General features: G+C 38.2%; 17 protein-coding genes and 1 pseudogene. 5 read left to right on the forward strand and 13 right to left on the reverse strand.

Annotated elements, in window-relative coordinates; all coding sequences use genetic code 11:
- The 3 genes from EKM66_RS04025 to pth form a co-directional block, all read right to left on the reverse strand.
- Nucleotides 1-1,557 (reverse strand): putative polysaccharide biosynthesis protein, encoded by a 1,557-nt coding sequence (locus EKM66_RS04025; protein ID WP_125761922.1) that lies wholly within the window; start codon nt 1,555-1,557, stop codon nt 1-3.
- Nucleotides 1,538-5,077, reverse strand: a complete 3,540-nt coding sequence (mfd, locus tag EKM66_RS04030) for a transcription-repair coupling factor (RefSeq protein ID WP_125761924.1) — start codon at nt 5,075-5,077, stop codon at nt 1,538-1,540. The genes EKM66_RS04025 and mfd overlap by 20 nt, the downstream gene beginning before the upstream one ends.
- A 280-nt stretch (nt 5,078-5,357) precedes the next feature.
- A complete protein-coding gene (gene pth, locus EKM66_RS04035) occupies nt 5,358-5,915 on the reverse strand; it encodes an aminoacyl-tRNA hydrolase (protein ID WP_125761926.1) in 558 nt (185 codons plus the stop codon).
- Between the two features lie 145 nt (nt 5,916-6,060).
- On the opposite strand from pth, the gene EKM66_RS04040 reads away from it, so the two are divergent.
- A complete protein-coding gene (locus EKM66_RS04040) occupies nt 6,061-7,044 on the forward strand; it encodes an L-lactate dehydrogenase (protein ID WP_056979753.1) in 984 nt (327 codons plus the stop codon).
- A 186-nt stretch (nt 7,045-7,230) separates the two neighbouring features.
- The gene (cbpA, locus tag EKM66_RS04045; RefSeq protein ID WP_125761928.1) at nt 7,231-7,893 is read left to right on the forward strand and encodes a cyclic di-AMP binding protein CbpA; all 663 of its coding nucleotides are present in this window, start codon (nt 7,231-7,233) and stop codon (nt 7,891-7,893) included.
- A 349-nt stretch (nt 7,894-8,242) separates the two neighbouring features.
- On the opposite strand, the gene alr is transcribed toward cbpA, so the two are convergent.
- From alr to EKM66_RS04065, 4 genes and pseudogenes are all read right to left on the reverse strand, one after another.
- Nucleotides 8,243-9,352, reverse strand: coding sequence for an alanine racemase (gene alr, locus EKM66_RS04050; RefSeq protein WP_125761930.1), 1,110 nt, complete (start codon nt 9,350-9,352; stop codon nt 8,243-8,245).
- A gap of 42 nt (nt 9,353-9,394) precedes the next feature.
- Nucleotides 9,395-9,763 (reverse strand): holo-ACP synthase, encoded by a 369-nt coding sequence (gene acpS / locus EKM66_RS04055; RefSeq protein ID WP_125761932.1) that lies wholly within the window; start codon nt 9,761-9,763, stop codon nt 9,395-9,397.
- A 348-nt stretch (nt 9,764-10,111) separates the two neighbouring features.
- A pseudogene (locus EKM66_RS04060) lies at nt 10,112-11,441 on the reverse strand (DEAD/DEAH box helicase); the annotation flags it as partial.
- A 79-nt stretch (nt 11,442-11,520) separates the two neighbouring features.
- On the reverse strand, nt 11,521-12,885 hold the full coding sequence (locus EKM66_RS04065; protein ID WP_125761936.1) for a UDP-N-acetylmuramoyl-tripeptide--D-alanyl-D-alanine ligase: 1,365 nt from the start codon (nt 12,883-12,885) through the stop codon (nt 11,521-11,523).
- Nucleotides 12,886-12,974: 89 nt separating this feature from the next.
- Between EKM66_RS04065 and EKM66_RS04070 the strand changes: the two genes are divergently transcribed.
- Nucleotides 12,975-14,198 carry a multidrug efflux MFS transporter gene (locus tag EKM66_RS04070; protein ID WP_125761938.1) on the forward strand — a complete coding sequence of 408 codons (1,224 nt, stop codon included), beginning with the start codon at nt 12,975-12,977 and terminating at the stop codon, nt 14,196-14,198.
- Between the two features lie 25 nt (nt 14,199-14,223).
- On the opposite strand, the gene EKM66_RS04075 is transcribed toward EKM66_RS04070, so the two are convergent.
- From EKM66_RS04075 to EKM66_RS04100, 6 genes are all read right to left on the reverse strand, one after another.
- Nucleotides 14,224-14,472 (reverse strand): type B 50S ribosomal protein L31, encoded by a 249-nt coding sequence (locus EKM66_RS04075; protein ID WP_125587969.1) that lies wholly within the window; start codon nt 14,470-14,472, stop codon nt 14,224-14,226.
- A gap of 99 nt (nt 14,473-14,571) precedes the next feature.
- Nucleotides 14,572-16,065: a ribosomal protection-like ABC-F family protein gene (gene abc-f, locus EKM66_RS04080; RefSeq protein ID WP_125761940.1), complete on the reverse strand. Its 1,494-nt coding sequence runs from the start codon at nt 16,063-16,065 to the stop codon at nt 14,572-14,574.
- A 291-nt stretch (nt 16,066-16,356) separates the two neighbouring features.
- On the reverse strand, nt 16,357-17,634 hold the full coding sequence (locus tag EKM66_RS04085; protein WP_125761942.1) for a UDP-N-acetylglucosamine 1-carboxyvinyltransferase: 1,278 nt from the start codon (nt 17,632-17,634) through the stop codon (nt 16,357-16,359).
- Between the two features lie 37 nt (nt 17,635-17,671).
- Nucleotides 17,672-19,285: a CTP synthase gene (locus EKM66_RS04090; RefSeq protein WP_125761944.1), complete on the reverse strand. Its 1,614-nt coding sequence runs from the start codon at nt 19,283-19,285 to the stop codon at nt 17,672-17,674.
- Nucleotides 19,286-19,446: 161 nt separating this feature from the next.
- On the reverse strand, nt 19,447-20,094 hold the full coding sequence (rpoE, locus tag EKM66_RS04095) for a DNA-directed RNA polymerase subunit delta (protein ID WP_125761946.1): 648 nt from the start codon (nt 20,092-20,094) through the stop codon (nt 19,447-19,449).
- A 46-nt stretch (nt 20,095-20,140) separates the two neighbouring features.
- Nucleotides 20,141-20,581, reverse strand: a complete 441-nt coding sequence (locus EKM66_RS04100; protein ID WP_125761948.1) for a DUF1934 domain-containing protein — start codon at nt 20,579-20,581, stop codon at nt 20,141-20,143.
- 66 nt (nt 20,582-20,647) lie between these two features.
- On the opposite strand from EKM66_RS04100, the gene EKM66_RS04105 reads away from it, so the two are divergent.
- Both EKM66_RS04105 and EKM66_RS04110 read left to right on the forward strand, forming a co-directional pair.
- The gene (locus EKM66_RS04105) at nt 20,648-21,466 is read left to right on the forward strand and encodes a lipoate--protein ligase family protein (RefSeq protein WP_125761950.1); all 819 of its coding nucleotides are present in this window, start codon (nt 20,648-20,650) and stop codon (nt 21,464-21,466) included.
- Nucleotides 21,466-22,806, forward strand: a complete 1,341-nt coding sequence (locus EKM66_RS04110) for an HD domain-containing protein (protein ID WP_125761952.1) — start codon at nt 21,466-21,468, stop codon at nt 22,804-22,806. The genes EKM66_RS04105 and EKM66_RS04110 overlap by 1 nt, the downstream gene beginning before the upstream one ends.
- The last annotated feature ends 99 nt before the right edge of the window (nt 22,807-22,905 follow it).

The following is a 22,905-nucleotide window of genomic DNA, read 5'->3' on the forward strand; positions in this document are numbered from 1 at the left end:
TTATTCCTCAATTTTCATAAATTTTGCAATGAACTTGCCCATTGGCAAAATTTCCCATTCACTTTTAGTTAATATATTTAACTTCTTCGATAATCCCAAATAAATAATTACCCCAATTGGAATTAACACCAAACTGATCAAAATACTGTGTCCACGAGTTAAAATCACCTGACGTGAAAACAACACGGCTAATATTTTGACTGTAACTCCCATAAACAAACCGACTGATACCAATTTGACAATAAAATCTCGGCTTAATAAGAAAACACCATTGTCATAGATCAAATACACCCCTACCAAAATCACACATTCACTGATGACCGTTGCCAAAGCAGCGCCAACGATATTGGCTCTAGGAATCAAAATAATATTCAAAGCCACCTTAAATATCAGTGAAACTCCAAATAAGATCAACTTTGCCAAATTCTTTTCATCATCGCCACTAGTAATCGCCACCAGCAAATTAATGAATGATACCAACATGATCGATACCATATAAATTGCTAAAGCAACTGAACCATCTGGATTGGTAAACAGCATTGTATTGATCTCTGGCATCAAAGCAATTAGACCTGCGGTCTCTGCGACTGCCAGCCACAGACAGACTCGCATCATTTTTTGAATGATAGTCCTATTAGCACTCGTCTGATTGGCCTCACGCAGCTGTGGCATTATTGTTGAAACAAATGATAATGAGATGACAATTCCTAACTGTATTAATGGTTGAGCACGATCAAATACTCCTTTGAGTATTTCTGCTTGACCAAGCGGTATCCCACCACGCATCAATAAGCGCAACATACTGAATGAATCAATAAACTGATAAAAAATCGTGATACCTGTGAATACAACTATCAGCAATACTTCCAAAGCCAAACCACGTTCAACTTTGATATTAACAGACTTGTCATCCTCTAGTAACGTTTTACGCTGTCGCAAATAAATTATCATCAAAATTGCTGCAGCGAATAATCCACCAATAAATGCACCCGAGTTGGCTATCGTACCCATTTGGTAAATATTCAAAAAGCCTTTGCCAAATAAAATTGCCGATCCAATTATTACAACAATACGAATGAATTGTTCCAATATTTGTGAGATAGCACTTGGAGTCATTTCCAAATCACTCTGGAAATAACCACGAAAGCTGGCTTCAAATGGAACCAGCAAGAATGTCAACGAAACCGCGCGGATCTCGTGGTACAAATTAGGGTCTCCCATAAACAAAGCCAGACTTCTGGCGGAGATCCATAACATAACTGTTAGAACCAAACTTCCAACTAGTAATCCTACAAAAGTAACCTTCATTAACTTAGACTTTGCAGCAAGACTATCCTGCTGTGCAAAAGTCTTAGAAATAATTACTGGTAATCCCGATAATGCTAGAACTGAAAAAATACCATAGATGGGATACACCTGTTGATAAATAAAATATCCCCTATCACCAACAATATTTTGAAGTGGAATTCGATAAATTGCACTCAACAATTCTGAGAAAAGTGAGGCAATTGTCAGAATCCAAGTCCCCTTGATGGCCTTAGATACTTCTCTTTTCATCGGTATTAGCTTTTGCTTTCTTTAGTTTATCGAACTCTTTTGCCATATCCACGGCAAAAGTCTGTAACTGTTTGAACCATTCTTTCTTGTCAACGCTGCCTGAATCTAATGAAATACTGAACTCATTCTTATTATTATGAACTGTTGCTTTCATAGTTGTGTTTCCTAAGAACTTGAACACTAAGTCTCCAGTCAAATAATCATTGGCTTTGTCAGAGAATTTTATCACGATCATGCCACTCTTCATAATGACATTCTTGACTAATGATTCATCCAATGAAGTCTTCAACAAGCTGACATCCAATAGATTAGAAACTTCCTGTGGATAATCTCCGAATCTATCCAGCAATTCAGATCTAACTTCTTGATAATTCTCATCCGAGTCGATCTGTCTGATTCGCTTGTACAACTCAACCTTCTGACGTTCATCACTGATATAGCTTGATGGAATATAAGCATCTAATTCCAAGTTCAGCTCAGAGTTAGTCTTCTCAGCTTTAGTATGTCCACGTTTCTTAGCGACAGCGTCGTTAAGCATCTGAGTATACAGGTCGAATCCAACAGAATCAATGAATCCGTGTTGTTGTTTACCTAGAAGGTTACCTGCACCACGAATTGACAAGTCACGCATGGCAATCTTGAATCCTGAACCTAACTCAGTAAAGTTCTTAATGGCTTCTAGTCTTTGTTCACTTACTTCTGTCAAAACCTTATTTGGCTTGTACATTAAGTATGCATACGCAACACGATTAGAACGACCAACACGTCCACGGATCTGATACAACTGTGACAGTCCATAACGATCAGCATTTTCAACAATCAATGTGTTGGTATTAGGCATATCAACACCTGTTTCAATGATCGTAGTTGTAACCAGAACATCATACTCACCGGCAAGATAATCAGCGATGACACCTTCCATTTGAGTCTCAGTCATACGACCATGGGCCGTCGCAATCCTAGCATCTGGAATCAATGCCTGTAATTGACTAGCAACTTGATCCATATCATCAACACGATTGTGCAGATAGAATACTTGACCGCCACGTTCCATCTCACGACGAATGGCACCAGCAATCACATCGTAATTTTGTTCCATAACGTATGTTTGAACTGGATAACGATTACTTGGAGCTGTTTCGATCAAAGACAAGTCACGAACACCAAGCATTGACATGTTCAACGTTCTTGGAATAGGTGTGGCCGTCAGTGTCAAAACATCGACATTAGCCTTTAATTGCTTAATTTTTTCCTTATGTTTAACACCAAATCGTTGTTCCTCATCAATTATCAACAATCCAATATCATTGAACTTAACGTCTTTTGATAATAGTCGATGCGTTCCCACAACAATATCTATTTGGCCTTCAGAAAGTTCCTGAACGATCTCCTTACTACGTTTACGCGTCTGGAATCTCGATAATACGGCAATATTAACTGGAAATCCTTCAAAACGATCTTTCATTGTTTGATAATGCTGCTCAGCTAACAAAGTGGTTGGAGCTAAGAAAACCACTTGTTTGCCTGCTTCAACGGCCTTGAATGCTGCACGCAATGCAACTTCAGTCTTACCAAATCCAACATCCCCAACTAATAAGCGATCCATTGGATGTGCCTTTTCCATATCACGTTTAATTTCATCAATTGAACGCAACTGGTCCGGAGTTTCAGGATATGGGAAGGCATTATCGAAGTCATGCTGCATATCGTCATCCTTTGGAAATGGATAACCCTTCTCAGCTTCACGCTTGGCATACAGATCAATCAAATCATCTGCGATATCCTCAATACTGGATTGAACCTTGCGCTTAGTCTTTTGCCATTCATTACCACCTAGCTTGTTAACACGTGGCGATTTACCTTCAGCAGAAACATACTTCTGCACCATATCCAATTGAGAAACTGGAATGAACAGACGTCCGTCATCACGATATTCAATAGTAATATAGTCTTGATGTTTACCATCAACTTCCATCGTCTGCATGCCGATAAACTTACCAATACCATGATTAACATGAACCACATAGTCGCCTGGCTTCAATTCGTTATAGCTCTTCAAACGTTCAGCATTGGCCAACGTTTGATGACGACGACGTTTAGGTTGTTTATTGAATAATTCTTTTTCAGTTATAATGGCAACTTTTTCATCAGGTATTTCAAATCCTGATCCAATATTGGCATTCATTATTTGTGTTTGGTCGTCAATAACCTTATCAAAAGTTGTCAAAGTAGCTTTGATACCAAAATCAATCAAGGTATTGTTGATGGCATCCATTCGCTTCTTGTTACTTATTAGTAGAAGAACTGTGTATTCTTGCTTTTGCCAACGTTCGACCTCAGACTTCAATAGCGGCATCTGACTGAAGAATTGTTGCATACTTCTGACCGCAACATTATGCAACTGATTCAATCTGACATGTCCCATACCTTGTTGGAAGGCAGATACATACACTTGTGGAGCCTTATTATCTTTGACCAGTTCAATGAAACTCTGTCTGATAGTCTGTTCTGGCAAAGCCTTACCGTACTCTAACTGACTAGTTAACCATGCTTGATTATCAGCATTATTGTCATTAGATTGTTCAATCAAACGGCTGTATTCGTCGAACATCAACACATCATCTTTATCCAAATAATCCATTAAACTATCAGGATTGCTCATCAAATAATCAATAATGCTTCCAAGATTATCTGGACGCATTCCTTCTGACAATTCTTCGATCATCTGAGCAAAAGTCAGCTCCAGATTATTTTTGGTATCCTTATCGGCAGCCTTTAATTGTTTGTCATAACTTTTTTGAAGTTTTTTCAAACCAGCTTGAACTTGGTCTTCGGTTATAACACGGTCATTAGCCGGTAGAATCTCAATTTCATCCAATTCTTCCATACTACGTTGTGTTTCAGTATCGAAAAATTTGATTTTTTCAACTTGATTACCGAAGAAATCAATTCTCAATGGGTTATCCACATTTAACGGATAAATATCGACAATATCCCCACGAATGGCAAAATCGCCCGGTTTAGCAACAAGTTTGTCCTTTTTATAACCCATTTGTACGAAGACACTATTCAAGTTCTCAAGATCGTATTCTTCATCCTTTACGATCTTCATCTGCGATGCCTTGAATAATTCTTTGGATGGCAATGCATATTCGATTCCCGCAACTGAAGTAACAACGATTCCCGGTTCATCACTAGCCAAAAAGCTCATTGCATCAAGTCTTTGACTTAATTCATCTGGTGAACTTGTAGCAATTTCCGTTGAGATAGCTTCTTCCACTGGAAAAATATGTGTGTGTTCACTGTCTAGTAAGTTCAAATCATCGTATAAGCGATTGGCATGGAAATTAGTATTTTCAACTATTAATATTTTGTGATTCTTACGTTTTAATGTTTGCAATGCAAATAGGGAAATCGTCGATCCAGTCAATCCCGTCAACATATTCTTAGTATCAGGTTTGACTTGGTCTATAAATTCCCCAAGATTTAATTTATCTGTTATAAAATCTATTAGATTCAAGGATTGACCTCTTTCTGTAGAGAGTGGAGAAGCCCGGGAGATTCTGAGCATTGCCTAGGACAACAAAGGTGACACGAAGTGTCGCATTTGTTGTTCGTAGCAAGCACAGGAATCTGGGCTTCGGAACTCGTTTTGGCAATAGAGCTATGTTCGCATAAACGAGTTCCGGAGAGACAAACCTCTGCGCTTACTACGATTAAGAATCGCACCAACTTCGTTGGCACAATCCTTAATCTAGGTAATGCTCAAGGTTTACCCGTCTCTCCTGCACTCTCTTTCCCTAATTATACTTATTCATTAATTGGTCAAACGTATCTCCAGCAATCCAATCCTTAACGGCACTAGCTGCATTATCAATACCTGTCAATGCAACTGGTTCTTCATCTTTGGTAAATGGTGTCAAAACCCAGTTAACCACGGTCTGTTTATCAGGATGTTGAATTCCTATTTTAATACGTTTGAATTCTTTAGTACCCATAGACGAAATTATACTCTTAATTCCATTATGTCCACCAGCTGAACCCTTGGCGCGCAATCTTATTTTACCGATCGGCATATCAAGGTCATCTTGGATCACCATAATTTCATCTGGTTGTATTTGATAATATCCAGTCAAGAACTTCACTGCACGACCGGACTCATTCATAAACGTTAAAGGTTTAACTAAGAAAACTGTCTCGCCATCGACTTTGAATTTGCAGTATTCAGCTTCAAAATCTTTTTTCATTTGTGTTTGATTATATTCTTCCATTAATTTATCAATCGTCATAAAGCCCATATTATGCTTTGTACGGTCGTATTTCTTGCCTGGATTTCCTAATCCAACGATAAGTTTCATATTAATACCCCATTTCAAGTTGTAATTATATCATGCAAAAAGTGTGAAATTTTCACTTTTTTCATTATCACCCTGTTTATTTGCAAATATTATTTGTATAATTGGATACGAAACATATTTATTTTCGAAGGGATGATTATAAAAAATGACAACTCCAACAAATGAAAAGAACCACCAAAAGGTACTTCTAGTTGGTGACGGTGCTGTAGGTTCAACTTTTGCCTACGCAATGACACTTCAAGGTATTGCACAAGAATTAGTAATCTGCGATATCGCTAAAGATAAGATTAAGGGTGACGCAATGGATCTTGCTGATGCACTTCCATTCTCATTCCCTAAGAACATTCACGCTGGTGAATACTCAGATGCCAAAGATGCTGACATCGTTGTTATCACTGCTGGTGCTCCACAAAAACCAGGTGAGACAAGACTTGACCTTGTTAACAAGAACTTGAACATCTTGAAGACAATCGTTGACCCAATCGTTGAATCAGGATTCAATGGTATCTTCTTAGTTGCTGCTAACCCAGTTGATATCTTGACATACGCTACATGGAAACTTTCAGGCTTCCCTAAGGAACGTGTAATTGGTTCAGGTACATCACTTGACTCAGCTAGATTACAAAAATTCGTTGGTGAAGAATTAGACATCGACCCTCGTGCCGTTAATGGTTACATCATGGGTGAACACGGTGACTCAGAATTCGCTGCATGGTCACATCTATCAATCGGTGGCGTTACAATGGCCGAATGGATGGAACAACACCCAGAGGTTACACAAGATACTCTTGATGCAATCTACAAGAAGGTTGTTAACGCTGCTTACGACATTATCAATACTAAGGGTGCTACATTCTATGGTATCGGTACTGCACTTGCAAGAATCTGCAAGGCTTTGCTAAACGACGAAAACACTGTTCTTCCATTATCAAACATGATGACTGGTCAATATGGCGTTTCAGACATCTATATCGGTTCACCTGCTATTATCAACCGTAAAGGTCTAAAACAAATTATTGAAGTTCCATTGAATGATGAAGAATCAACACAAATGAAGAAGTCAGCTGCAGAACTTGAAAAGATCCTTAAAGATGGTTTTGAAGCTACAGGTATCAAGGGTCGTCAATAATCCTTAATTCCTAATTTAGAGTTGAAACTCAGGTTTCAACTCTTTTTTTGTGTCCAAAAATAATATTATAACTAATTAAATTAAAAGAAAATTAAATATATCTCTTTGTTTTAGCTACTTCTCTTTTTTTTTATGATTTTTTACTGTATCATTAATGCAATTAGAGAAGATTGGATGTGTGAATATATGTTAGTTAAATCATTAGTTTTAAAAAAGGAAAAACTCACAACCGTCAAGGAAACAGTCACTCTTGAAGAAGCTTTGAAGGTTCTTGAAGATTCAGGTTTCCGTTGTGTGCCCATTCTAGATGAAAGCGGTCAAATATTTAGGGGAAATATTTACAAGATGCACATTTATCGTCACAAATCACGTGGTGGAGATATGAGTTTGCCCGTAACAACATTGATGAAGAATGCAACTAAGACAATCAATGTCGACTCACCTTTCTTCAAAGTATTCTTCAATATCAAGGATTTGCCATACATTGCCGTTCTTGATGAATCCAACTTGTTCTATGGAATCCTAACTCACGCTAGATTATTAAGCATGTTGTCAGATGCATGGAACTTGGATATCAGTAGCTATGTTCTAACTGTTAGTTCATCAGGCGATCGTGGAGATCTAGAAAAGATGTCGAAGATCATGTCTAAGTTTGTTTCTGTTTCAGCTTGTGTGACATTAGACGCGAAGTCGAATGAAGTAGTTCGCCGCACATTGTTCACATTACCTTCAGGAACAAGCGTAGAAACTTTGAAAGAAATCATCAAACGTTTGGAAAAGAAGAGTTTTGTTGTTTCTGAAATCGATGATTTGAAGTCTGGTAAGATTTTGAATAAGGATACACTATAGGGCGAAGCCCAGAGCGTGGAAGAAGTCGGGAGATTCTGAGCATTAACCTAGGTTTACGAATTGCACACGCAGTGGGCGATTTGTAAATCGTAGTTAAGCGCAGGAATCTGACTTCTGTAACGCGTTTACGCTATTTTGAATAGAATGAACACAAAAAAGGAAGAAACCATTAATAATAGTGGTTTCTTCCTTTTTTTGTTAAAAATTTACTTACTTTGCAGCATAGTGGAAACGAGTTGCAAAAGCCAGATTCCTGCGCCTGCTACGGATAACAAATGCATCGCTTCGCGCTACCTTCGTTATCCTAGGCAGTGCTCAGAATCTCCCGGCTTTCTCCACTCTCTAATTTTTAATCATAAAACCTAGGCAATCTCTCACTCAAGCAACAAAGAACTTCATAATTAATAGTCCCAGCATATTGAGCAACATCGGTAGCAGTGATTTCATCGTCACCATCCTTACCAATCAGAGTAACTTTCGTTCCAACCGGCAATTTACCTGGCAACTTAACCATAAACTGATCCATGCAAACACGTCCAACAATTGGATAACGTTTGCCATTGATCAACACTTCAAATCCCTGCATCCTGCGCAACCATCCATCAGCGTAACCAATTGGAACAGTACCGATCCACTCAGGCTCATCACTGGTATACGTTGCACCATAACCAACACTTTCACCTGATTCAATCTTCTTAACAAAGACTAACTCAGAACGAAAACTCAATGCTGGCTTCAATTCATAAGGTAAATCAAGAATATCTGTCTGTGATGGATTCAATCCATACAGAGCTATTCCATCACGTACCATATTGATAGCCAACTCTTTGTGCCACAATGCTGTAGCAGAATTAGCACAGTGGACATACTTAAAATCAATTGGTAGATCCGACTTCATCTCTTTGAAACGTTTGACTTGTTTTTCAAAGTATTTTTCATCCGGACTGTCAGCTGTAGCAAAATGAGTGAACAACCCTTCAGCGATGAACTTCTTAGGATTATCCTTCAAGAAATTACATGCCTCGATCAAATCAGACTTTTCACGGAATCCAATACGTCCCATTCCACTATCAATACCCAAATGAACCTTTAATCCAGAGATGTCTTGCTTCGAAGCTTCTTTGAGCCAGTCCAAATCACCCACAGTTAGCGAAATATTAGCCTGTGAAGCAATTTTAACGTATTCGGTACTAGTTATACCCAGAACCAATATAGGAGCTATCACGCCGCTTTGACGGATTTCTAGGCCTTCATCCAATGTTGCAACACATAGACCAGTTGCTCCAAACTCTATTTCAGCCTTGGCAACCTGTTCAAGCCCATGACCATAAGCATTAGCTTTTACAACGGCAAAAACTTTTGTGCCTTCTGGCACAGCATTTAACTCGTTTTGTAAATTTTCTTTTAGATTATCTAAACTAACCTCGACATATGCGGGGCGATGAATTGATGGTAACATTTTGTGCCTCCTGATTATGCTCAGAAAACAAGTACCTCAACATTACTTGTCTTCATCACTATCTTCGATAATAACTTCCGTAATAACCAATTCGTCGGTATCGGAAATTGAAATTTGAATGTTCCCCTCAAAAATATCAGTCTTAATATAAGGCTGACCAGATTCATAATTCAATACGCTCAAATCATGAAAGCCAATTTTACCAAGTCCCGTGCCCATAGCCTTGGTAAACGACTCTTTTGCTGAAAACCTGCCCGTTAAGTAAGTCATTTTAGCCTTTTCAGTCTTTTTGGTCAAGAATACTTCCATTTCTTCACTTGTCAAAATCTTGTCAGCAAATCTAGGATGACGACCATAGATTTTACGGACCCGATCTATTTCAGCAATGTCTACTCCCAATCCTTTAATCATTCTTATATCTCTCCATAATTTTTTTGAAAAAAAAGACAAAGTAAAATTAATTACTTCGTCCCTCAATAGTTATATTATAAAACAAATGTTTTATTTTCCAAACAATCTGCATCAAAAAGATAGATTATAGATTTGTTCTGATCTTAAAGTTCTTCTTTGATGGTTTTGATTTAGAATTATTTTTGCCTTCATGACGTTTTTCGCCTGACTTACCACCATGGTTGCCACCACGATGATCATCATTTCTTCTTGAATGATGGTTTCCACCACCATTACGTCCGCCACGATTGCGATCACGACCACCACGGCCGCCACTGCGTCTACCATGACCTGAACGACTGTGACTAACCTTACGTGAAGGAAGTGGTCTTTCAGGAGCAATCTTAACAGGAACACTTTCAGCATCCTTGATAGTTGTTGTTAGGTAAACCTTAACTAAGTCTTCAGCTGAATATTCGCTAAGTAGTTCTTGAACAGCATCATCGAAACGGCCCAAGTTAGTATCTGTAGCAATTGTATTCTTAACTTCTTCCTTAACTGATTCAAGTTGTCCCTTAAGAACTTCTGTATCAGTTGGAGGTGAAAGTGGCTTCATACGTTTTTTAGTTAAGTTTTCGATTGTACGTAAGTAACCCATTTCGTTAGGTGTAACGAAAGTTACAGAAACACCAGAATGTCCGGCACGTCCTGTACGTCCAATACGGTGAACATAGCTATCTGGATCTTGAGGAATATCATAGTTATAAACATGTGATACACCAGAAATATCCAATCCACGAGCAGCAACATCAGTTGCAACAAGGAATTCTAGCTTTCCAGCTTTGAACTTACGAAGAACACTAGTACGTTTGTCTTGTGACAAATCACCATGAAGTCCTTCAGCATTGTATCCACGAGCTTGTAAACCACGTGTTAATTCATCAACACGACGCTTTGTTCTACCGAAGATCAAGGCTAGTTCTGGTCCTTGAACATCGAAGATTCTTGTCATAAGGTCAAACTTCTCAAAGTCACGAGCTTTAACGAAGTATTGATCAATCTTGTCAGCTGTTAATTCCTTTGACTTGATCTTAACAATTTTTGGTTCTGTCATGAACTTATCAGCGATACGCATGATAGGCTTTGGCATTGTAGCTGAGAACAATAGAGTTTGGTGTTTGTTAGGAACATTTGAAAGAATACTTTCAATGTCTTCAACAAATCCCATATCTAGCATTTCATCGGCTTCATCTAAAACAACGGTTTGAACATGTCCTAATTTAAGAGTGTGTCTGTTGATATGATCAAGCATACGACCTGGTGTACCAACAATGATATTAGGGTGACTCTTCAAAGCACGGATTTGTCTTCTGATGTCAGAACCACCATAAACAGATTGTACTTTAACTTTCTTATCGCGGCCTAATCTGTATAACTCTTCTTGAGTTTGAATAGCCAATTCTCTAGTAGGAGAAATGATAAGAGCTTGGATCTCACTTGATGTTGTATCAATTGAATCTAGAATTGGAAGGCCAAAGGCAGCTGTCTTACCTGTACCTGTTTGTGCTTGTCCAATTACGTCATCCCCAGCTAATACCATTGGGATAGTTTCTGCTTGGATAGGTGTAGTTTCTTCGAAACCTGCATCGTCCACAGCCTTTAATAATCTTGAATCTAAATCTAATTCGCTAAATTTCACAAAAATCCTCCAGTTGTAACGCACTGACGCTGTAACCGACAGCATGTATGCGTTCATCAATCATTCTCAAATAACACTTTTAAACTAAATTACTTAAAACGTTTTCCAGATGAATGCCATGACTAGCCTTTAATAAGACAGTGTCACTTGAGTTTAATTCTTTCTTTATATTATTTGTTAGTTCCGTTAATTGATCCTTGCTATACCAAGTTAGGTCATCAGAAGAATACTTCTTATCTAACTTAGCTTTCAGAGCCTTCATTTCATCCCCTACAAGATAAACTTTCGCAAAGTCCCTTGTATTGATGTGGTCCGCAAGTGATTCGTGCAATCGTTTTGATGCACTTCCTAGTTCTAGCATGTCTCCTAGAACGATGATCTTGCGTCCAGGGGTGGAAATATTCTTGAGACTTTCTAGAACTTCTATTGCAGCAGTCGGGTTTGAGTTATATACATCACTTAAAATGTCTGCGCCATTTTGTGCTTTCAACCATTCTGTTCGATTCTCGGTAACATATAGGTCAGCCAAAGCTTTTGCCATAGCCTCTGGCTTAACATGAAGGGCTTGACCAACTAAAATTGCAGCCAAGGCATTCTTAACATTATATTCGCCCATCATCGGAATATCAAACTCTAAGTCCTGCCAAAGGTTGGTTTTGAACGAAGTTGTCGTCTTCCCCGCCTTGATTGACGTAGAGTAAAGCGTATTCACATCTTTTTTTCCAAAAGTTAGTTTTCGCTGTTCAACTTTTGCAGCACGTTCTTCCAATAATGGTTCGTCTCCATCATAGATAAAACGACCATCTTCTTGCAAGTGATCGACTATTTCCATTTTAGCATCAGCGATTTTATCACGTGTGCCAAAGAATTCGATGTGTGCTTCACCGATCATTGTAATAACAGAAATATCTGGATTGGCTAAACTGCTCAAGTGATCGATCTGACCAGGACGGTCCATGCCCATTTCAACGACTAATACTTCAGTATTGATCGGCATATTCAAAATAGTGAATGGTACACCGATCTCATTGTTAAAGTTCATTGGTGTCTTAGCAACATTATTATTGGTAGCTAAAATAGCAGCAATCATATCTTTGGTCGTTGTTTTACCATTACTACCAGTCACAGCGATAACCTTCGGATTGACCTTAGCCAAATAATACTTAGCCAAAGTTTCAAAAGCATTCGAAACATCTTGGACTACTACATATGGAATCTCATCATTAGGGATTTCATGATCACTTTGCCAAACGGTCGCACTTACACCATTCGAGATAGCACTGCTAATGAACTCGTGTCCATCACGCTCTCCTTTTAACGGGAAGAACAAGTCCCCATCCTTAGCTTTACGACTATCGAAACAAACGCCCGTAATATCAACATCTGGAACATCCTCCGCGTTGATTTTTAAAGCAGAATAAACTTCTTTTAACTTCATTTTCATGAATATTTTTCCCCAATTCTGAAAAATTATTTTAATCCACACTAAATAAAAAGAGTATAGTATATTATTTAGAAAGGAATTGATGCACTATGACATCTAAATCACCAAAAGTACCTGGAGAGAATAGTTACTGGAGACGTAATCTAACTGTTCTCTGGTTCAGTACTTTCATGACAGGTATTGGCTTTAGTATGATAACACCCTTTTTGCCATTATACATTAATCAACTAGGGAATTTCACAAAAAACCAACTTGTCATTTGGAATGGTATTGCATTCTCTTCAACCTTTTTAGTTATGGCGATTGTTTCTCCCATCTGGGGAAAAATTGCTGACCGTAGAGGTCGTAAGCTCATGCTTATCCGTGCTGCGTTAGGTATGGCCATCGTCATCTCACTTCAAGCCTTTGCTACAGCAGCTTGGCAGATTGTCGTTTTACGACTATTGCAAGGTGTCTTCTCAGGCTTTGTAAGTAATGCCAATACTTTGATTGCATCGACTGCGCCACGTGCCGAAAGTGGTAAAGCACTAGGTACCCTGAACACTGGAGTTATCTCTGGTACGTTACTAGGACCATTGGTCGGTGGTGCAATTGCTCAGTACTTCGGATACAGAATCCCATTCATGATTACTGGATCATTATTATTCTTGGCATTCATCATGGTTACTATCTTTATTAAGGAAGATTTCACTCCTATTCCAAAAGGGGAAGAAGAATCAACCAAAGAAATTTTTCACAAGTTGAAAAATCCTAATTTGATCCTAGCTATGTTCGTCACAACTATGATCATCCAAACATCAAATAACTCCATCAATCCTATCATCAGTTTGTACGTTAAACAATTGATGCACGGCTCTGATAAAGTTACTTTGATTGCTGGTTTCGTCGCTGCTGTTCCTGGTATTGCCAATATCATCGCTGCTCCACGTTTCGGTGCACTGGGTGATAAGATCGGTACCAGTAAGATTTTGATCGGTGGATTGATTTTTGCCGTCTTGGTATATATTCCACAGGCCTTTGTTACTAACGTCTGGCAACTAGCAATTCTGAGATTCTTTGTCGGAATCTCAGATGCTTGCTTAGTTCCACAAGTACAAACACTGTTGGCAAAATATACTGATGCCAAATACACCGGTAGAATCTTCGGATATAACCAGTCATTCCAGTCTGTTGGTAATGTCTGCGGGCCATTACTTGGTTCATTCATTTCCAGCACACTAAGTTACTCAGCCGTCTTCATCAGCACTAGTTGTCTAGCTGCTATAAACCTGGCTTGGGTATCGACACACTTTAAAAAAAGGGCAAAAAAATAAAAGCCTCCTAATATAGGATGGCTTTTTATTTTTGTGACAAACCATATTTCTTGTTGAAACGGTCGATACGTCCATCTGCTTGAGCAAACTTTTGCTTACCAGTGTAGAAAGGATGTGAATCTGATGAGATTTCAACACGAATTAATGGGTATTCTGTACCTTCATAATCAGTTGTTTCACTTGATTGAACTGTTGAACCAGCTAAGAACTTCTTACCTGTTGATGAGTCCATGAATACAACTTGGTGATAGTCTGGATGAATTCCTTGTTTCATTCTATGTCGCTCCTTTGCCCTAAATCTTTTGCAGAAATAGAGATTAATTTACTAACGGTATTAAATGTTAACATGAACTACAACTTTATTCAATACCATTTATTTTTGTAAAATTATTTTTTGATCAGAAACCTCATCTATCAGATCCTGATCGTGATCTATCAACAGCATCGTTGGATGCTGTTCTTTTATTGCATCGATAATTTGTTGCCGAGTAATGACGTCTAAGAAGTTCAGCGGCTCATCCCACAGATAAATATTCGCCTCTTCCGAAAGACTGACAGCCAACGCAACCTTACGCTTTTGTCCTTGACTCATATCTTCAATTGGCTGTTCAAATAAGTAACGTTCAAAACCTAATTTGCGCAAATTTGAGAAAATATCTTCAGCATCAATGTGTTTGTTGATGGCAAGTTGTCTGATATTACCTTCTAATTCATCTTCTTGAGCCAAATAAGAGATTTTTGCACTTGGTGCAACATGTAACTCACCAGTCTGTGTAAAGGGCTGCTTAATGCCTAAGATTTGCTTGAAGATTGTCGTCTTACCAATACCATTTTGACCAACCAACGACACAACTTTATTCACAGGCAGTTTAAAACTTACGATTGGAGTTGTGACGTCATCGTGAACCAACTGCAAGTTATCCACAGTAATTAAATTTTTTGGGTGATTAACTTCCACGTAATTTAATTTGATGGGATCCTCAATCTCAATATTTTTCAGAAGACTTTGTTTCTCATCAATTTCACCATCAACACGTTTGGCTATCGTCTTAGCCTTCTTCATCATCTTGGAAGACTTGTGACTAATGAATCCCTTATCCAAGTTAACTTGTTGCAAACCAGTTTTGAATTTACCCTTCTCAGTTTGACGTGACCAATTTTCTCTTTTGACAGCCGTCTCGTGCAGCCTACTAATATCCTTTTTCAGCTGACTCTTTTCAGCCATCTCTGATTGATCTTGTTGAGTCTTCTCTTGTTCCCAAGTATCATAATTGCCTTTATAGACATCAACATTTTGACGATTAATTGAAATAACATGGTCGATAACTTGATTCAAGAATGTCTTGTCGTGGCTAATGACGATGAAACCTTTCTTGCTCTTCAAGTAATCAGCAACTATCTCACGACCGACAATATCCAAGTGGTTAGTCGGTTCGTCGATCAATTGAAATCCATAATCATCAATAAAAAGAATTGCCAATAATACCTTAGTCTGTTCACCAGGACTGAGTGTGGAAAACTCTTGATCAAGAATATCAGGCTTAACTTGAAGTTTATCAAGTTCGACTTCAACTTTCCACATATCATAATCTTCCAAGTCAGTTAATTCTTTAACTATCTCAACTGTTGGACGATTTTTATTCGCAACCGGTTGTGGATAATAATAAAAGTTCAAGTTTGAAACTATCTGTCCTGAATACTGCAATTTGCCCTGTAGCATTTGCATTAAGGTCGTTTTCCCACGACCATTGCGTCCAATAAGACCTAATTTCCAGCTTTCGTCGATTCTAAGATTTAATGAATCAAACAAGTTATTCACCATTTGATCATATTTGAAACTTACATTTTCTATTTGAATTGTTCCCATAAATACAACACCTCGTTTACGGTGTTTTGACCCCAACAAAAAAAGGACACTACATAATAGCGTCCCTTAAACAAGTTACGAAAACCAGACTCTTACATTGCTGTAAATATACCAGTTTTCTTCACTCTCTATCTTTTAAGGGACAGCCATTGAGACACACTAAGTCGAAGTCAAATTACACACTTATTTTGTATAATTTAAAATTTCAACTTAATTTCTCAACGGCTGCACTCCCTTTCCTGTCATAAACTATTTAATAATCTACCAACAAATTAATCATCTGTCAATATTTTATTCGATTAAATCGTCTTCACCAACTAATTTTACATCAGCGCCTAGACAATGCAACTTCCAAACTACTTGATCATATCCACGAAGAATATTCTCAGCATTATTGATAGTTGTCTGTCCATCTGCAAGTAATCCAGCAATCATCAAGCAAGCTCCAGCACGAATTTCTTCAGCTGAAACAGTGGCACCTTTTAACTCGGCACCGCCACGAACGAAGATCAAATCGTTCTCGCTTGTAATATTAGCACCCATCTTATTCAATTCAGCAATATGCTTAACACGCTTTGGATAAATCGTGTCAATTACCATTGCTTCGCCTTCGGCCTTCATAAGAAGTGGTGTAATTGGTTGTTGAAGATCAGTCGCAAAGCCTGGGTATGGCATAGTCTTGATGTTTACGGCCTTGAGTTTTGGAGAATTCTTGACGTAGATACTGTCTTCGCCAATCTCCAAATTAACTCCCATTTCATCTAACTTTGCTAGGAAAGCATCCAAGTGTTCACTGATGATATTTTTAACTAAGATACCACCGCCATTGGCAGCAGCCAAACTAAGATATGTACCAGCTTCAATTCGATCTGGAATAATAGTGTGTGCGTTATTTGAACGCAAACTATCTACTCCCTCGATACGAATTGTCTCCGTACCAACTCCACGAATAACGGCTCCCATATTGTTAAGGAAGGTTGCCAAGTCGATAATTTCTGGTTCCTTAGCAGCATTTTCAATGATGGTAGTACCTTTTGCTTTAACAGCAGCCAAGATAACATTAATAGTGGCTCCAACAGAAACCATGTCTAAGAAGATTTTTGCTCCTTTTAGACCCTCTTTTGGAGTTGTAATAATGATCTGACCGTGTTTATTTTCAACATTCGCACCTAGTGCTTCGAATCCCTTGATATGTTGATCAATTGGACGAGGTCCAATGTCATCGCCACCTGGGAACCCAACGATTGCTTTGCCAAATCGGCCCAGCATAGCCCCCATAAAGTAATATGAAGCACGCAAACTGCTTACCTTACCACTAGGTAGTTCGGCAAATTGAATCTTTGTCGGATCGATCTTTAATACATCATCCTTCATCTCTGAAGAAACGTTCATATCTTTCAAAATAGAACGTAAATTTTTTACATCTCTAATTTGTGGAACTGAATCTAACACTACAGGTGTATCAGACAAAATGGCAGCTGGAATTAGCGCCACAGTGCTATTCTTTGCACCGCCAATTGTTACTTCACCTGATAACTTTTTTCCACCATTGATTACAAGTTTTTGCATAAGCTTTTCCCTAACTATTTTTAACTACTTCAGGAAATTACATATTCTCTTCATCTAACCCTGAAGCTGCACCGATAAATGCTTTGAATAGACCTTCTGGTTTTGTAGGTCTTGATAAGAATTCTGGGTGGTATTGAACAGCAATGTGGAACTTATTGCCAGGAACTTCAATGATTTCTACCAAATGATTATCTGGTGAAACACCTGAGAATACTAATCCTAGATCTTCAAATTGTTTACGATATTCGTTGTTGAATTCATATCTGTGTCTGTGTCTCTCTTGAATTACTGATTGATTATCATAGGCAGCAGCAGTCTTTGAACCTGGCTTCAACTTACATGGATATGCACCCAAACGTAGTGTACCACCACGGTCTTCAACATCCTTCTTATCTGCCATAATATCGATAACTTTGTTAGCTGCATCTGGAGCAACTTCACCAGTTGTAGCATCTTTGATACCAGCAACGTTTCTAGCAAACTCGATACTTGCCATTTGCATACCTAAACAAATACCAAAGTATGGAACATCGTTTTCACGAGCATACTTGATAGTTGTGATCATACCTTCAAGTCCACGGCTTCCAAATCCACCAGGAACAAGGATACCATCAGCATCGCCAAGCATCTCTTCAACATTGTCTTCAGTAATAAGATCAGCAGAGATCTTCTTTAATTCAATATCTGTATTATAAGCATAACCAGCAGCATGAAGTGCTTCTGTAACAGAAATATAAGCATCTTGTAACTTAGTATACTTACCAACAAGTGTGATCTTTGTTGTATGTTTCAAGCTATGTACACGATCAACAAGCTTGTTCCAGTCTGTCATATCAGCTTCTGGTGTTTCTAGATGCAAGTAACGACATACGATATCATCGAAGTTTTGAGCTTGTAAGTTCAAAGGAATGTCATAAAGTGAACTAGCATCACGAGATTCGATAACAGCTTCTGAATCAACATCACAGAATGATGCAATCTTGTCTTTCATGTTTTGTGGCATAGGTTTTTCGGTACGAACAACCAAGATGTTTGGTTGAATACCAATTCCACGTAATTCTTTAACACTGTGTTGTGTTGGTTTTGTCTTCATTTCGCCAGCAGCCTTTAAGTAAGGTACTAGTGAAGTATGAATGTAAACAACATTTTCTGAACCGACTTCTGACTTCATTTGACGAAGTGCTTCTAGGTATGGAAGTGATTCGATATCACCAACTGTACCACCAACTTCTGTAATGATAACGTCAGAATCAGTTGTTGTAGCAGCACGCATTATTTTTTGCTTAATCATATCTGTAATATGTGGAATAACTTGTACTGTAGCTCCATTGTAATCTCCACGACGTTCGCGACGAATTACTTCAGAGTAAATCTTACCTGTGGTAACGTTTGAATACTTGTTCAAATCGTTATCAATAAATCTTTCATAGTGTCCTAAGTCAAGGTCAGTCTCTGTACCATCGTTAGTAACGTAAACCTCACCGTGTTGATATGGACTCATAGTTCCTGGATCCACATTAATATAAGGATCAAATTTTTGCATTGTTACTTTAAGCCCACGGTTCTTTAATAATCTACCAAGGGATGCCGCAACAATACCCTTACCAAGAGATGAAACAACTCCACCTGTAATAAAAATATACTTAGTCATAGCTTTCCTCCACATATTCTTTCTAGGGAATTCCTACTCAACCAAAAATAAAAAAGTCCCCTATTCTACTGAACAGGGAACTTGTAATTAGACAATCTAATAGAGCCCAAACAATATAATACTGTTATCTATCCAAATCGTCAAACTTTAAATTCACAAATTTAAATATCGTCGTCTTCATCATCGTCTGAGTCGTCATCATCTTCATCACTAAGATCGATGTCACTGTCGTCTTCGTCATCAGCATCAAATTCAGATAATTGACCTTCAATACCGTCATCCAAGCCAGTATCTTGCTCATCATCACTATCATCATCTACTGAAAGATCGGAGTTTGTGAACTTAGAAAGATCAGGACCATTACTTGTTGTTCCATCACTCTCATCGTCATCATCATCCATATCTGTTACGTCTAAGTCAGCATCGTCGTCATAATCGACAACATCATCGTCTTCAGCATCATCACTCATGAAGGCATTAACCTTTTGGGCAGCCTTATGAGTATTTTCAGTACCGTTATCTTCTGGATGGTTGACCTCTTCATCAACAGAATCAAATGGATACCACTTACGTAATCCCCAAACGTTCTCACCTAATGAAAGAAAACTACCGTCATTATTTAAATCTGTATAAAATTGAGGGAGTGAATCCTTAACATCTTCATCAGATCTACCTAAGTAGTCTTGAATCTTATTGACAATGTTAGAAAAGTTCATTGCCTCTTTATTACTTGTATCAAGAATTTCATAAGCAACCTCGATTAGAGATAGCTCATCTTTGTTTTGGTTCTTGAGTTTTTCAAATTCCAAACGGGTACACGTCCTTTCGCAGCGTCTTACTTATAATGATAGATTGTCAAGCCTTAAAAATCAATCGAAACTTGTAATTACCTACTACATTATTATCATAAATCAAGTCATAATCAATGTTTATTTTTCCAGACAGAGGTTTATTTACAATTTCAACTTCAGAATCTTTCGTAAAAGTTCCTAATTGCATGACTCCATATTCTGTCTGTAAGTGTCCACTATTGTGTTTTTTATGAGTAAAATATAGTAGAGATGCAAGCTTGGTTGATTCGGCAACACGTTTTAGATGGATCTCACCATTGTCACCGATCTTGACAAGTATCGACGCTTTATCATTATTCTCTAGACTTTCATCGAATCTCAAATACATCGACTTGCCGATCTTGGTAAACTTACCAGGCTCAGCAATCTTCGTATGAGTCAGCTCTCCAGCTTGGAGAGTTTCCATATTTAGTTCCACATTTACATTCACACTGTTATTTTCCAATATGCAACGCCTCTTACATGATAAAATTAAAATAACAATTATATTTCAAAGAAGTGATTAACTTAAATGAACAATACAATTCTATTATACAATCAAGAAATAACTAGAGACGAAGATATGCTCAATCCCTTCGCGGATACCGGAGCAATCTTAAAATTCGTCTCTGAAAATTCCATCCCTGTAGCACATTTTTGGACGACACCACCAACCGTTATCCTCGGGCTACAAGATCAACGACTCAAAAATATCTCTGGCGGTATGAAACGTCTGGCCGAAAAAAGATATATCTACTATGTCAGAAATTCTGGTGGACTTGGGGTCGTCACTGACTCAGGAATCTTGAACTTCACATTGTTTTTACCAAATAAAAACAATATCACAATTGACCAAGCATATGAACAGATGCACCAAATTATGCAAAAAACTTTTTCTGACAAAATTCAAACTGGTGAAGTAGTTCATTCATATTGTCCTGGAACATACGACTTGAGTATCGATGGCAAAAAAATTGCCGGAATATCTCAAAGACGTTCAGGTGATGCCGTAGCTATTATGGCCTATATCAGTGTAACAGGCAATCAGAAGAAACGCTCGCAATTAATGAAAGATTTTTACGAAATCAGTAATTATCCTAAGCACGAAAATATCGAGTATCCAGATATCGATGTTCATTGCATGACTGACTTGGATCAAGCGTTGAATTCACCATTTACGATCGACTATGCCAAAGACAAAATATTGAAGACCCTGACCACGGATGGATACGAAATTAATCAAAAAGATTTTAATATCGTCAAAGAATCATTACCATACAAAGATGCCTATCACCAAACAATGGAAGATTTGATCTACAAGAATAAAAAACTATTAATGGGAGATAAATAATGACTTATCACTTAGAAATGTTACCAAGAGAAAAGGTTTTTCGTGACCCGATCCACAATTACATTCACGTACAACATCGTGTCATCCTAGACTTGATCAATACCAAAGAATTCCAACGCTTGCGTCGTGTTAAGCAACTCGGCACTGCATCATTTACTTTTCAAGGTGCTGAACATTCACGATTTACACACTGCATGGGTGTCTATGAAATAACTCGTCAAATCTGTGATAACTTCCAACGAAACTATCCTACTAAAGAACCTGGTGACGGTCTGTGGGATGACAATGAACGAATCGTTGCACTCTGTGCCGCCCTTCTTCACGATGTTGGACATGGTCCTTATTCACATACTTTTGAACATATCTTCAATACTGATCACGAACAATGGACACGTGAAATAATCACATCTCCAGAAACAGAGATCAATCATGTTCTCAAACAAGTATCAGATGACTTCCCCGAAAAAGTCGCTAGCGTTATTGCCCATACTTACGACAATCCACAAGTTGTTCAAATGATCTCTAGTCAAATTGATGCCGACAGAATGGATTATCTATTACGTGATGCCTACTTCACAGGAACAAAATACGGGATGTTTGATCTAACCAGAATTCTCAGAGTTATGCGCCCTTACAAGAACGGTATTGCCTTCGACTATGATGGGATGCACGCCGTTGAAGATTACGTACTCTGCCGTTTCCAAATGTATCAACAAGTATACTTCCACCCCGTATCACGTGGTATGGAAGTTGTCCTTACCAAGCTTCTCCAACGTGCCAAGGACCTATACGAACACAACCACATGAACGACTTTGAAATGCCCAGCTTGCTGATTCCATTCTTCGAAAACCATGTCAGTATTGACGACTACTTATCATTAGACGATGGGATTCTGAATACTTACTTCACTATGTGGCAAAGTTATCCAGACGAAATCCTCAAAGACTTGGCATATAGATTCTTGAGCCGCAAGCCTTTCAAGTCAGCTGAGTACAACCAGGAAACTGAAAAAATGCTTCCCGACTTAGCTAACATTGTTGAAAGTGCTGGATTTGCCAAAGAATACTACACCGCCAAAAATACCAGCTATGATTTACCATACGATATTTACAGTCCCAACAGCAATAAGAGTAGAACTCAAATTGAGATCATGCGCGATGATGGTTCATTGATCGAACTCTCAACTATTAGTGGCTTGGTCAATGCGCTAACCGGAAAAATCTCTGGTGATGAAAGATTCTACTTCCCCAAATCAATGCTGATCGAGCACCCAGATGACATCTTCAGTAACGCCTACGTTGAATTCCAAGAACACATTCACAACGATGAAATTATTTAGAAATTAATATCACTCAGTTCAAGTTGAAACGCTTTCAGTTTTTACCTATATTTAATAGAATGTATTTAAACGATTTAAAAACACTCTATTATTAGGAGG

It is taken from the genome of Companilactobacillus hulinensis, assembly GCF_003946555.1.
In the GTDB taxonomy this organism is placed as follows: Bacteria; Bacillota; Bacilli; order Lactobacillales; family Lactobacillaceae; genus Companilactobacillus; species Companilactobacillus hulinensis.

Bases quoted from the DNA above. Each gene is read 5' to 3' on its own strand.
- EKM66_RS04040 (WP_056979753.1), top strand. From the start codon at position 6,061: ATGACAACTCCAACAAATGAAAAGAACCACCAAAAGGTACTTCTAGTT.
- alr (WP_125761930.1), bottom strand. From the start codon at position 9,352: ATGTTACCATCAATTCATCGCCCCGCATATGTCGAGGTTAGTTTAGAT.
- EKM66_RS04105 (WP_125761950.1), top strand. From the start codon at position 20,648: ATGAACAATACAATTCTATTATACAATCAAGAAATAACTAGAGACGAA.
- EKM66_RS04070 (WP_125761938.1), top strand. From the start codon at position 12,975: ATGACATCTAAATCACCAAAAGTACCTGGAGAGAATAGTTACTGGAGA.
- EKM66_RS04085 (WP_125761942.1), bottom strand. From the start codon at position 17,634: ATGCAAAAACTTGTAATCAATGGTGGAAAAAAGTTATCAGGTGAAGTA.
- pth (WP_125761926.1), bottom strand. From the start codon at position 5,915: ATGAAACTTATCGTTGGATTAGGAAATCCAGGCAAGAAATACGACCGT.
- EKM66_RS04110 (WP_125761952.1), top strand. From the start codon at position 21,466: ATGACTTATCACTTAGAAATGTTACCAAGAGAAAAGGTTTTTCGTGAC.
- EKM66_RS04025 (WP_125761922.1), bottom strand. From the start codon at position 1,557: ATGAAAAGAGAAGTATCTAAGGCCATCAAGGGGACTTGGATTCTGACA.
- EKM66_RS04075 (WP_125587969.1), bottom strand. From the start codon at position 14,472: ATGAAACAAGGAATTCATCCAGACTATCACCAAGTTGTATTCATGGAC.
- acpS (WP_125761932.1), bottom strand. From the start codon at position 9,763: ATGATTAAAGGATTGGGAGTAGACATTGCTGAAATAGATCGGGTCCGT.
- EKM66_RS04090 (WP_125761944.1), bottom strand. From the start codon at position 19,285: ATGACTAAGTATATTTTTATTACAGGTGGAGTTGTTTCATCTCTTGGT.
- cbpA (WP_125761928.1), top strand. From the start codon at position 7,231: ATGTTAGTTAAATCATTAGTTTTAAAAAAGGAAAAACTCACAACCGTC.
- EKM66_RS04065 (WP_125761936.1), bottom strand. From the start codon at position 12,885: ATGAAAATGAAGTTAAAAGAAGTTTATTCTGCTTTAAAAATCAACGCG.
- abc-f (WP_125761940.1), bottom strand. From the start codon at position 16,065: ATGGGAACAATTCAAATAGAAAATGTAAGTTTCAAATATGATCAAATG.